The 12,177-nt window shown below is 51.1% G+C and carries 9 protein-coding genes; 6 read left to right on the top strand and 3 right to left on the bottom strand.

Annotated elements, in window-relative coordinates; all coding sequences use genetic code 11:
• Positions 1-83: 83 nt before the first annotated feature.
• The 6 genes from serS to L2097_RS10860 all read left to right on the top strand — a co-directional run bounded on the left by serS (position 84) and on the right by L2097_RS10860 (position 7,557).
• Positions 84-1,376: a serine--tRNA ligase gene (gene serS / locus L2097_RS10885; RefSeq protein WP_047371063.1), complete on the top strand. Its 1,293-nt coding sequence runs from the start codon at positions 84-86 to the stop codon at positions 1,374-1,376.
• Positions 1,377-1,570: 194 nt separating this feature from the next.
• A complete protein-coding gene (gene dmsA, locus L2097_RS10880) occupies positions 1,571-4,015 on the top strand; it encodes a dimethylsulfoxide reductase subunit A (RefSeq protein ID WP_250352823.1) in 2,445 nt (814 codons plus the stop codon).
• A gap of 10 nt (positions 4,016-4,025) precedes the next feature.
• Positions 4,026-4,643, top strand: coding sequence for a DMSO/selenate family reductase complex B subunit (locus tag L2097_RS10875; protein ID WP_047371061.1), 618 nt, complete (start codon positions 4,026-4,028; stop codon positions 4,641-4,643).
• A gap of 1 nt (position 4,644) precedes the next feature.
• Positions 4,645-5,508, top strand: a complete 864-nt coding sequence (locus L2097_RS10870; protein ID WP_250352822.1) for a dimethyl sulfoxide reductase anchor subunit family protein — start codon at positions 4,645-4,647, stop codon at positions 5,506-5,508.
• 277 nt (positions 5,509-5,785) lie between these two features.
• The gene (locus tag L2097_RS10865) at positions 5,786-6,934 is read left to right on the top strand and encodes an MFS transporter (RefSeq protein WP_047371059.1); all 1,149 of its coding nucleotides are present in this window, start codon (positions 5,786-5,788) and stop codon (positions 6,932-6,934) included.
• A 134-nt stretch (positions 6,935-7,068) separates the two neighbouring features.
• Entirely contained in the window at positions 7,069-7,557 is a 489-nt protein-coding gene (locus tag L2097_RS10860; RefSeq protein ID WP_047373335.1) for an anti-virulence regulator CigR family protein, read from the top strand.
• 39 nt (positions 7,558-7,596) lie between these two features.
• On the opposite strand, the gene pflA is transcribed toward L2097_RS10860, so the two are convergent.
• The 3 genes from pflA to focA all read right to left on the bottom strand — a co-directional run bounded on the left by pflA (position 7,597) and on the right by focA (position 11,859).
• Positions 7,597-8,337, bottom strand: coding sequence for a pyruvate formate lyase 1-activating protein (gene pflA, locus L2097_RS10855; RefSeq protein ID WP_039078540.1), 741 nt, complete (start codon positions 8,335-8,337; stop codon positions 7,597-7,599).
• Between the two features lie 326 nt (positions 8,338-8,663).
• Positions 8,664-10,946, bottom strand: a complete 2,283-nt coding sequence (pflB, locus tag L2097_RS10850; protein ID WP_047371058.1) for a formate C-acetyltransferase — start codon at positions 10,944-10,946, stop codon at positions 8,664-8,666.
• A 55-nt stretch (positions 10,947-11,001) separates the two neighbouring features.
• The gene (focA, locus tag L2097_RS10845) at positions 11,002-11,859 is read right to left on the bottom strand and encodes a formate transporter FocA (RefSeq protein ID WP_250352821.1); all 858 of its coding nucleotides are present in this window, start codon (positions 11,857-11,859) and stop codon (positions 11,002-11,004) included.
• Between the last annotated feature and the right edge of the window lie 318 nt (positions 11,860-12,177).

The following is a 12,177-nucleotide window of genomic DNA, read 5'->3' as shown; positions in this document are numbered from 1 at the left end:
TGCGGTAATGTTGTCGGTGTATCTCTGTGGCCGCAGGCTGCGGTCGCTTTCTCATTTTTCAATTCGATAAGCACAGGATAAGCATGCTCGATCCCAATCTGCTGCGTACCGAGCCAGACGCAGTCGCAGAAAAACTGGCACGCCGGGGCTTTAAGCTGGATGTAGATAAATTGCGCGCTCTTGAAGAACGTCGCAAAGTTTTGCAGGTAAACACTGAAAACCTGCAGGCAGAGCGTAACTCGCGATCGAAATCCATCGGCCAGGCGAAAGCGCGCGGGGAAGACATTGAGCCATTACGCCTGGAAGTGAACAAACTGGGTGAAGAGCTGGATGCGGCAAAAGCCGAGCTGGAAACGCTGCAGGCGGAAATCCGTGATATCGCGCTGGCGATCCCAAACATTCCGGACGATAGCGTTCCGGTGGGTAAAGATGAAAACGACAACGTTGAAGTGAAACGTTGGGGTACGCCGCGTCAGTTCGACTTTGAAATTCGTGACCATGTTTCGCTCGGCGAGATGCACGCCGGTCTTGATTTTGCTGCAGCGGTTAAACTGACCGGTGCCCGTTTTGTCGTGATGAAAGGTCAGATAGCTCATCTGCACCGTGCGCTGGCGCAGTTTATGATCGATCTGCATACCGAACAGCACGGCTACAGCGAAACCTACGTTCCCTATCTGGTTAACCAGGATACGCTGTACGGTACGGGCCAGTTGCCGAAGTTTGCGGGCGATCTGTTCCATACGCGTCCACTGGAAGAAGAAGCTGACAGCAGTAACTATGCACTGATTCCGACCGCAGAAGTGCCGCTGACCAACCTCGTTCGTGATGAAATCATCGACGAAGATGACTTGCCGATTAAGCTCACAGCGCATTCACCGTGCTTCCGTTCCGAAGCGGGTTCTTATGGTCGTGATACGCGTGGTTTGATCCGTATGCATCAGTTCGACAAAGTCGAAATGGTTCAGATTGTTCGCCCGGAAGATTCTATGGCTGCCCTGGAAGAGATGACCGGTCACGCAGAAAAAGTCCTTGAGCTGCTCGGCCTGCCATACCGCCGTGTTGCACTGTGTACGGGTGACATGGGCTTTGGTGCGTGCAAAACCTTCGATCTGGAAGTGTGGGTGCCGGCGCAAAATACCTATCGCGAAATCTCCTCCTGCTCCAACGTCTGGGACTTCCAGGCACGCCGCATGCAGGCTCGTTGCCGTAGCAAATCCGATAAGAAAACCCGACTGGTACACACGCTGAACGGGTCCGGTCTGGCGGTTGGTCGTACGCTGGTCGCCGTGCTGGAAAACTACCAGCAAGCTGACGGTCGTATTGAGATCCCGGAAGTGCTGCGTCCTTATATGCGCGGGCTCGAGTACATCGGCTAAGCTCTTACATTATAAAAAGCGCCTGCGGGCGCTTTTTTTTTGCCCATCTTGATTTTCGACAATAAGCCTATTATCAATGAGGTTAATACTCACTTTGCCAGGTCAGAATAAAACGCTAAAAAAATGGAATTGCGCAATATAAGTAATTATATAACGGTTTCATATTCTTAATTCTGTAAGCAAAGTGAGAACATATGAAAATCAAGACCCCCGATACACTACTCGGTGTGGAGGTGAGTCGACGTGGGCTGATGAGAACAACCGCCATTGGCGGGCTCGCGGCGGCAGGAAGCGCCTTCACTTTACCTTTTTCCCGACTCGTCAGCGCCGCTGACGCAATCTCCCCACCTTCTACCAGTGAAAAAGTTATCTGGAGTGCATGTACGGTCAACTGTGGTAGCCGATGCCCGCTGCGCATGCATGTTGTGGATGGCGAAATTAAATATGTAGAAACTGACAACACCGGTGATGACAACTACGAAGGGCTGCATCAGGTTCGCGCCTGTCTGCGTGGCCGCTCAATGCGCCGTCGTGTTTACAACCCCGATCGTCTGAAATATCCGATGAAGCGCGTTGGCAAACGCGGTGAAGGCAAATTCGAGCGAATCAGCTGGGAAGAGGCTTACGACACCATCGCGCAGAATATGACGCGTCTTATTAAAGACTACGGCAACGAATCCATCTATCTGAATTATGGTACTGGCACGCTCGGCGGGACAATGACGCGCTCATGGCCGCCGGGAAAAACGCTGGTGGCACGCCTGATGAACTGTTGTGGCGGTTACCTTAATCATTATGGCGACTATTCCTCGGCACAAATTGCTGCGGGGCTCAATTACACATACGGTGGCTGGGCGGCGGGTAACAGTCCGTCAGATATCGAAAACAGCAAGCTGGTCGTGCTGTTTGGTAACAACCCTGGCGAAACACGCATGAGCGGTGGTGGGGTGACCTATTACCTTGAACAGGCGAGGGCAAAATCGAATGCCCGAATGATCATCGTCGATCCGCGGTATACCGACACCGGCGCCGGGCGCGAAGATGAGTGGATCCCCATTCGTCCTGGTACTGACGCTGCACTGGTAAACGGTATTGCATGGGTACTGATTACGGAAAACCTTGTTGATCAGCCATTCCTCGATAAGTACTGCGTTGGTTATGACGAAAAAACATTGCCTGCCAGTGCGCCTGCTAATGGTCATTACAAAGCCTATATCCTTGGACAAGGCAAAGATGGGGTGGCCAAAACGCCAGAGTGGGCCTCAACCATTACCGGTATTCCAGCAGAACGAATTGTGCAACTGGCTCGTGAAATCGGTAGCACCAAACCCGCGTTTATCAGCCAGGGATGGGGGCCACAGCGCCATGCCAACGGCGAGATGACGACCCGCGCGATTTCAATGCTCGCTATCCTGACGGGCAATGTCGGGATCCATGGCGGCAACAGCGGCGCGCGCGAGGGGTCATATGGCCTGCCATTCGAACGGATGCCGACACTGGACAATCCGGTTCAAACCAGCATTTCCATGTTTTTGTGGACGGATGCCATTGAGCGAGGGCCTGAGATGACGGCGCTGCGCGATGGTGTACGCGGCAAAGATAAGCTGGACGTACCGATTAAGATGATCTGGAACTATGCCGGTAATTGCCTCATCAATCAGCATTCGGATATCAACCGCACGCACGACATCCTGCAGGATGATAAAAAATGCGAGCTGATTGTGGTGATTGATTGCCATATGACGTCATCGGCAAAATATGCCGATATTTTGCTGCCAGATTGTACGGCGTCTGAGCAGATGGACTTCGCGCTGGATGCGTCCTGCGGCAATATGTCTTACGTCATTTTTAATGATCAGGTCATCAAGCCTCGTTTCGAGTGTAAAACCATCTATGACATGATGTCCGGGCTGGCAAAACGTCTTGGCGTTGAGCAGCAGTTTACCGAAGGTCGCACGCAGGAAGAGTGGATGCGCCACTTGCACGCACTTTCACGCAAAGCAATCCCGAATTTGCCTGATTTTGATACGTTCCGTCAGCAGGGAATGTTCAAACAGCGCGATCCGGATGGGCATTATGTTGCTTACAAAGGGTTCCGCGATGATCCTCAGGCCAACCCGCTGACCACTCCGTCAGGCAAGATCGAGATCTATTCAGAAGCGCTGGCAACGATCGCAGCAACCTGGGAATTGCCGGAGGGAGATGTTATCGACCCGTTGCCGATTTATACCCCAGGCTTCGAGAATTACAACGATCCACTGAATAAAACATTCCCCTTACAGCTTACTGGCTTCCACTACAAATCCCGCACGCACTCGACCTATGGCAACGTTGATGTATTGAAAGCGTCCTGTCGTCAGGAGATGTGGATCAACCCGATTGATGCGCGCAAACGTGAGATAAACAACGGTGACCGCGTACGTATTTTTAACGATCGCGGTGAAGTTCATATCGAAGCGAAAGTCACACCGCGCATGATGCCAGGTGTTGTCGCGCTGAGTGAAGGGGCCTGGTATGCGCCGGATGCGAAAGGTATAGACCAGGCTGGTAGCATTAACGTCCTGACAACGCAGCGTCCTTCGCCGCTGGCGAAAGGTAACCCGTCGCACACTAACCTTGTTCAGGTCGAGAAGGCGTAAGGAGTAAGAGATGGCTACGCAATATGGATTTTATATTGACTCCGCACGCTGCACCGGCTGCAAAACCTGTGAGCTGGCGTGTAAGGATTACAAGAACTTAACCCCGGATGTCAGCTTCCGCCGCATTTATGAATACGCGGGCGGAGACTGGCAGGAGGATAACGGCGTCTGGCACCAGAACGTTTTCGCCTATTACCTCTCCATCGCCTGTAACCACTGCGAGGATCCGGCCTGTACCAAAGTCTGCCCCAGCGGGGCGATGCACAAACGCGAAGATGGCTTTGTAGTGGTGGACGAAGATATCTGCATCGGTTGCCGTTACTGCCATATGGCCTGCCCGTACGGCGCGCCGCAGTTCAACGCCGAAAAAGGGCACATGACCAAGTGCGACGGCTGCTACAGTCGCGTCGCCGAGGGGCATAAACCCATTTGCGTGGAATCCTGTCCGCTGCGTGCGCTGGATTTCGGCCCGATTGAAGAGCTGCGCAAAAAACACGGTGAGCTGGCGGCTGTCGCCCCGCTCCCGGCGTCGCACTTCACGAAGCCGTGCATTGTGATTAAACCTAACGCCAACAGCCGCCCGACAGGAGATACCACCGGCTATCTGGCAAATCCGCTGGAGGTGTGAGATGGGAAACGGATGGCATGAATGGCCGCTGATGATCTTCACTGTCCTTGGTCAGTGTGTGGTGGGTGGGTTCATTGTACTGGCTGTGGCGCTTATGAAAGGCGATGATCATTTTCAGGCGCAGCAACGTATTGTTCGCGTGATGTTTGGTCTGTGGATACTCATGGGTATTGGTTTTATCGCATCAATGCTCCACCTCGGCACGCCAATGCGGGCGCTGAACTCCCTTAACCGGATCGGCTCTTCGGCGTTGAGCAATGAAATCGCCGCGGGGTCGTTGTTTTTTGCTGTTGGCGGTATCGGCTGGCTGCTGGCCTTGGCGGGTAAACTGTCACAGGGGGGGCGCCAGTTGTGGCTGATTGTGACGGCAGTGCTGGGGGTGCTGTTTGTCTGGATGATGGTGCGTGTATACAACACCATTGATACGGTACCGACCTGGTATACTGTCTGGACGCCGCTCAGTTTCTTCCTGACGCTGTTTATTGGAGGCCCGCTACTCGGTTATTTATTGCTGCGTATGGCGGGGGTTGAGGGGTGGGCAATGCGTCTGTTGCCAGTGATTACCTTACTCGCGCTGGTTGCCAGCACGGTTGTTGTGCTGATGCAGGGCAGTGAACTTGCCTCCATTCACAGTTCTATCCAGCAGGCCTCTGCGTTGGTGCCGGATTATGGATCATTAATGGCATGGCGCGTCGTTGCACTGATCCTGGCTGTGGGATGCTGGGTTGCGCCGCAGCTCAAAGGCCACTACCCTGCGATTCCGCTACTGAGTCTGGCATTTATCCTGGTCGTGGTGGGAGAGATGATTGGTCGCGGTGTCTTTTACGGCTTGCACATGACCGTGGGTATGGCAGTGGCAGGATAACGTTGTAACCGCCGGGGCGGAAGTCCCGGCTTTTCAGGCTTTTTTCGCTGAAAATCATCATGAATTTTTTCGACTGAACACTGCCAACGTATTTCAGACATAAGCCTTTCTAATCAATCAGGTAGTTAAACTTTTAACCTGACGGAAAGTCCGCTGGATTAGTTTTCTATATCGTCCCGCCGTAAAACCAGTCGACGGCCAAAAGTGGCAGATTGACAATGTTTTTACCAGTGGCATGATGCGCACGAATCTTGAACTTCCTCACGGTTTTTTATCCATGCCCACTTATACCCGCCCAGTGCTTTTGTTGCTCTGTGGCTTGCTGTTGTTGACGCTGGCGATTGCAGTATTAAATACGCTCGTCCCGCTTTGGCTCGCTCATGAAAATATGCCTACCTGGCAGGTTGGTATGGTCGGCTCTTCCTATTTTACTGGCAATTTACTGGGCACGCTGTTGACGGGTCGTTTGATCCAGCGGCTTGGGTTTAACCGCAGCTATTACATCGCATCCATTATTTTTGCGGTTGGCTGCGCTGGACTGGGGTTGAACGTAGGCTTCTGGAGCTGGCTTAGCTGGCGTTTCGTTGCGGGTATCGGTTGCGCAATGATTTGGGTTGTGGTGGAAAGTGCGTTGATGTGCAGTGGCACATCCCGTAATCGTGGCCGCTTACTGGCGGCCTATATGATGGTCTATTACGTGGGCACGGTGCTTGGTCAGTTGATGGTAAGCAAACTTTCTACTGAATTGATGCATGTACTGCCCTGGGCTGTGGGGTTAATACTGGCGGGGATTTTGCCGTTACTCTTCACACGCATTATGGAACAGCGCGATGAATCTCATGCAACTACGGCTATCTGGCCTATGTTCCGCTTGCGCCAGGCGCGCCTTGGCGTCAACGGTTGCATTATTTCCGGGATCATTCTGGGCTCCTTGTATGGGTTGATGCCGCTTTATTTGAACCATAAGGGCATCAGTGATGCGGGGATTGGGTTCTGGATGGCGTTAATGGTGAGTTCCGGTATCATCGGACAGTGGCCAATTGGCCGTCTGGCCGATCGTTTTGGCCGGCTGCTGGTGCTGCGCGTTCAGGTTTTTGTTGTGATCCTTGGCTGTTTCGCAATGCTGAGCAATGCGGCAATGGCTCCGGCATTATTTGTGTTGGGGACGGCTGGTTTTACGCTTTACCCGGTGGCGATGGCATGGGCTTGCGAAAAAGTCGAGTACCACCAACTGGTGGCGATGAACCAGGCTTTGCTGCTGAGCTATACGGTAGGCAGCCTTTCAGGACCAACGCTGACGGCGATGTTGATGCAAAGCTATTCCGATAGCCTGCTGTTTATCATGATTGCCAGCGTGTCATTTATCTATCTGCTGATGTTGATGCGCAAAGTGGGTCAGCATCCAACGCCAGTGGCCCATGCCTGATGTTAAGCCTGCATGCGCGGGCTTTTTCTCTTTGCAGATGAAAATCCTCCATTATGGGAGTTGTCCCTATTGTGACCCGTCGAATACCTCAGATATTCTGCGCCTGGATTCACTTTAAGAAGGCTTCCATCATGATGTCTTTACGTCGTTTCAGTACTGCCGCATTGGCTGTTTTTCTCGCGTGTTCCCTCGTATCAATACCTGCTATGGCTAATCCCGGTAATGGGAATGGTAATGGCGGAGGGCAGGGCAATAGCGGCAACCATGGTAATGCCGGCTCACATGGTGATAACGGAAATCATTCGTCAAATAATCAACACAAATCCGCTAAACAAAAAGACGGTAATGATGTTTCAGTGAATGTCAGCTACGACCGTGCACGTACGCTGGCTGTGAATTATGGCCTAACGGGCTATGATTCTTTGCCGCCGGGAATCGCAAAAAACGTTGCGCGCGGTAAAGCATTACCTCCCGGTATTGCGAAGAAGACGGTGCCTGCGCCGATGCTGGGGCAGTTACCTTCTTATCCGGGATATGAATGGCGTATTGTGGGCGACGATTTAGTGTTAGTGGCGCTGAGCACTGCCGTGGTAACGGCAATGATTAATGGTGTATTCAAATAAAATAATAACGCCCGGGAAAACCGGGCGTTATTATTGAAATCAGTACATCACCTTATGACCATATTGTTCCAGGATGCCTTTTACGCGTTCCATGGTCTCTTTCTTCGGTGGATGAACACCATCCAGTTTGTACTCTTCACCCATCGCCACCCATTTGTGTTTACCCAACTCGTGGTAAGGCAGCAGTTCGATTTTTTCGACATTGCCCATATCGCGGGTAAATTCACCGAGGCGGTGTGCAGAGTCGTCATCGTCAGACCAGCCTGGTACAACAACGTAGCGGATCCAGACCTTAATATTTTTATTCGCGAGATATTTTGCGAACTCCAGCGTACGGTGGTTAGAGACACCTACCAGATCCTGATGAATTTCATCGTTCATCTGTTTGAGATCGAGCATCACCAGATCAGTTACTTCCAGTAACTCATCAATCACTGGATCGTAACGGCGAACAAAGCCGTTAGTATCGAGACAGGTATGAATACCCTCTTTTTTGCAGGCTCGGAACCAGTCGCGGACAAACTCCGCCTGCAAAATAGCTTCCCCACCGGAAGCTGTCACACCGCCACCGGATGCATTCATAAAGTGACGATAGGTCACGACATCTTTCATCAGATCTTCGACGGTAATCTCTTTGCCGCCATGGGTGTCCCAGGTATCGCGGTTATGGCAATACAGGCAACGCATCAGGCAGCCCTGGAAGAAGGTAATAAAGCGGATACCCGGGCCATCAACGGTACCACAGGATTCAAAGGAGTGGATGCGACCAATAACTGACATTGCGGTGTTTTCTCCAGATGTGGCCCATCCGGGGCCTGTATTGATGCACAGCTCACCGGCTGTGTTTAAGTCTATTTTGGCTGATATCCATCGTTTTAGTATAGATATCTGGCAAAGCAGACTGGAGAGGGTGTTAAAAAGGCCCCACTTGCGTGGAGCCTTTATTGTACGCTTTTTAAATCGCGATTTCAGTCAATACCCATCGTCTTTCAGGCTGCATCTTTGTGGGCTTCGTTTACTCACCCGAATCACTTACGTGAGTAAGTTCATCGGGATTCGCGCCATTGCCGCCTTGATGTAACCCGAAATCCATTGGGTGACACCCATTACATGGTCTGAGTGAAAGTACGAGTGATAACGTCCTGCTGCTGTTCTTTAGTCAGGGAGTTAAAACGTACTGCGTAGCCAGATACACGGATGGTCAACTGCGGATATTTTTCCGGGTGTTCCATCGCATCGAGCAACATTTCGCGGTTCATCACGTTCACGTTCAGGTGCTGACCACCTTCGATGGACGCTTCGTGGTGGAAGTAACCATCCATCAGACCCGCAAGGTTAGTTTTACGCACTTCATCGTCTTTACCCAGCGCGTTCGGAACGATAGAGAAGGTGTAAGAGATACCATCTTTAGCGTAAGCAAACGGCAGTTTAGCAACGGAGGTCAGAGAGGCGACAGCACCTTTCTGGTCACGACCGTGCATCGGGTTAGCACCTGGTCCGAACGGCGCGCCTGCGCGACGACCGTCTGGGGTGTTACCGGTTTTCTTACCATACACAACGTTAGACGTGATGGTCAGAACAGACTGTGTCGGGATAGCGTTACGGTAAGTAGTCAGTTTCTGAATTTTCTTCATGAAACGTTCTACCAGGTCAACCGCCAGGTCATCTACACGTGCATCGTTGTTACCGAACTGCGGGTATTCGCCTTCGATTTCGAAGTCGACAGCCAGACCGTCTTCATCACGAATCGGTTTAACTTTCGCATATTTGATAGCAGACAGGGAGTCAGCAGCAACGGACAGACCTGCGATACCACACGCCATGGTGCGAATAACGTCACGGTCATGCAGCGCCATCAGAGAGGCTTCGTAGCTGTATTTGTCATGCATGTAGTGGATAACGTTCAGTGCAGTGACATACTGTTTAGCCAGCCAGTCCATGAAGTGATCCATGCGGTCCATCACTTCATCGAAGTGCAGTACATCGCCTTTGATCGGTTCAGATTTAGGACCAACCTGCATTTTCAGTTTTTCATCAACGCCGCCGTTGATGGCATACAGCATGGTTTTCGCCAGGTTAGCGCGAGCACCGAAGAACTGCATTTGTTTACCCACAACCATCGGGCTTACGCAGCAAGCGATAGCGTAGTCATCGTTGTTGAAGTCAGGACGCATCAGATCATCGTTCTCATACTGCAGAGAAGAGGTATCGATGGAGACTTTCGCAGCGAATTTTTTGAAGTTCAGTGGCAGTTTTTCAGACCACAGAATGGTGATGTTCGGCTCCGGAGACGGCCCCATGGTGTACAGGGTGTTCAGGAAGCGGAAGCTGTTTTTGGTCACCAGCGTACGGCCGTCAACGCCCATACCGCCGATAGATTCAGTTGCCCAAATCGGGTCGCCAGAGAACAGTTCATCATACTCAGGGGTACGCAGGAAGCGGACCATACGCAGTTTCATGACCAGGTGGTCAACCATTTCCTGCGCTTCTTGCTCGGTGATTTTGCCAGCTTTCAGGTCGCGTTCGATGAACACGTCGAGGAAGGTAGCGGTACGACCGAAGGACATTGCTGCGCCGTTCTGAGACTTAACAGCAGCCAGGTAGCCGAAGTAAGTCCACTGGATAGCTTCCTGAGCGGTAGTGGCCGGGCCAGAGATATCGCAACCGTATTTAGCGGCCATCTCTTTGATCTGACCCAGAGCACGATGCTGTTCAGCGATTTCTTCACGCAGACGGATGGTCGCTTCCAGGTTTACGCCGTTTTCCATGTCAGATTGCAGAGACAGGAACTGGGCGTATTTGTCTTTCATCAGGAAGTCGATACCGTACAGTGCAACGCGACGGTAGTCACCGATGATACGGCCACGGCCATAGGCATCCGGCAGGCCGGTCAGCACGCCAGATTTACGGCAGTTCAGGATGTCTTTGGTGTAAACATCAAAAACGCCCTGGTTATGCGTTTTGCGGTATTCAGTGAAGATTTTTTTCAGGGCAGGATCCAGCTCGCGGTTGTACGCTTTGCAGGAACCTTCAACCATTTTGATACCACCGAACGGGATAATCGCACGTTTCAGCGGTGCTTCAGTCTGCAGACCAACGATTTTCTCAAGCGCTTTGTTGATGTAGCCAGCATCGTGAGAGGTGATGGTAGAAGCAACAGAGGTGTCGAAGTCAACAGGCGCGTGAGTGCGGTTTTCCTGTTTAACGCCTTCCATTACTTTGTCCCACAGCGTGGTGGTCGCGTCGGTTGCGCCAGCCAGGAAGGACTCGTCACCCTCGTAAGGGGTATAGTTTTTCTGGATAAAGTCGCGTACGTTGACTTCTTTCTGCCAGTCACCTTTCGCAAAACCTTCCCAGGCTGTGGCTAACTTTTCATTAAGCTCGGACATGTAACACCTACCTTCTTAAGTGGATTTTTTATTTACTGCCTGAAACAACCATCAATTAATGATGATTATCGCCACGCAGGTAAATGACCCAGTATGTCAACCCAACTAACAATCCTCCACCAATGATATTCCCAATTGTTACCGGAATCAGATTATCGGTGATGAAATTTGCAATAGTCAGGTGAGAAAAACTTTCCGGGCTGGAACCGATAGCGGTCCAGAACTCCGGGCTCGCAAAGTGACGGATTACGACACCCATCGGAATCATAAACATGTTTGCGATACTGTGCTCAAAACCGCTGGCAACAAACATGGCCACCGGCAGAACCATAATCAGGGCTTTATCGGTCAGACTGCGACCTGAGTAGCTCATCCATACGGCCAGACAGACCATCAGGTTCGCCAAAATACCCAGTGCGACAGCTTCAATAAAGGTATGGTGCAGTTTGTGATCGGCTGTTTGCAGGACATTCAAGCCCCAGCCACCATTTGCTACCATATATTCGCCGGACAACCACATCAGCAGCACGAAGAGCAATGCACCAATCAGGTTACCGATGTAGACGTTTACCCAGTTACGAGCCAACTGGCCCCAGGTGATACGTCCACTGGCTTTCGCCACCACGATCAACACCGTTGATGTGAAAAGGTCTGCGCCGCAGATGACGCACAGAATTAACCCTAATGAGAAGCATATCCCACCAACCAGTTTAGCCATGCCGTACGGCATTGATGCTGTCCCAGTGGTGGCAGTAATATAAAAAACAAACGCGATAGAGATAAAGACACCTGCTGTAATCGCCAAAAAGAACGTTGTCAGCGGTTTCTTTGTTGCTTTGTAGACACCTGCTTCTTCGGCAACTTTGGCCATCGCAGCTGGAAGTATTAGATCAAAAGGGTTGTCAGCTTTCACACTAACTCTCTCTTTATTTAAGTCGGCGACGAGATACTAACAAAGCATTATAGAAGAGAATTTGATATGGATCATATCTCGCCTGGCTTATAGGACCGCAAAGTGCATGGTTTTTCAGCAAGTGCGGAGTAACTTGTTGATTATAAAAATAAAAATAAAGTTTAAAATTTGCAATTACAGTTGAATTTTTTTATAAGGCCTCCCGCACAACGGTTAATTAAAATGGAGTAATTGCCATAAAGAGTAACAATAATCCCTGGGTTTATATAAATATATTCACCCATGGTTAACTTAATTATTACAATTGGCACTCATTGC

The sequence above is a fragment of the Citrobacter sp. MNAZ 1397 genome (assembly GCF_023613995.1).
GTDB lineage: Bacteria > Pseudomonadota > Gammaproteobacteria > Enterobacterales > Enterobacteriaceae > Phytobacter > Phytobacter ursingii.
The sequence above is the reverse complement of the archived record's forward strand: the minus strand, read 5'-3'. Positions and strand labels throughout refer to the sequence as shown.

What these genes read in the sequence shown, in the direction of transcription:
- L2097_RS10870 (WP_250352822.1), top strand. Translation starts at nt 4,645, where the DNA reads ATGGGAAACGGATGGCATGAATGGCCGCTGATGATCTTCACTGTCCTT.
- dmsA (WP_250352823.1), top strand. Translation starts at nt 1,571, where the DNA reads ATGAAAATCAAGACCCCCGATACACTACTCGGTGTGGAGGTGAGTCGA.
- L2097_RS10875 (WP_047371061.1), top strand. Translation starts at nt 4,026, where the DNA reads ATGGCTACGCAATATGGATTTTATATTGACTCCGCACGCTGCACCGGC.
- L2097_RS10865 (WP_047371059.1), top strand. Translation starts at nt 5,786, where the DNA reads ATGCCCACTTATACCCGCCCAGTGCTTTTGTTGCTCTGTGGCTTGCTG.
- L2097_RS10860 (WP_047373335.1), top strand. Translation starts at nt 7,069, where the DNA reads ATGTCTTTACGTCGTTTCAGTACTGCCGCATTGGCTGTTTTTCTCGCG.
- serS (WP_047371063.1), top strand. Translation starts at nt 84, where the DNA reads ATGCTCGATCCCAATCTGCTGCGTACCGAGCCAGACGCAGTCGCAGAA.
- pflB (WP_047371058.1), bottom strand. Translation starts at nt 10,946, where the DNA reads ATGTCCGAGCTTAATGAAAAGTTAGCCACAGCCTGGGAAGGTTTTGCG.
- pflA (WP_039078540.1), bottom strand. Translation starts at nt 8,337, where the DNA reads ATGTCAGTTATTGGTCGCATCCACTCCTTTGAATCCTGTGGTACCGTT.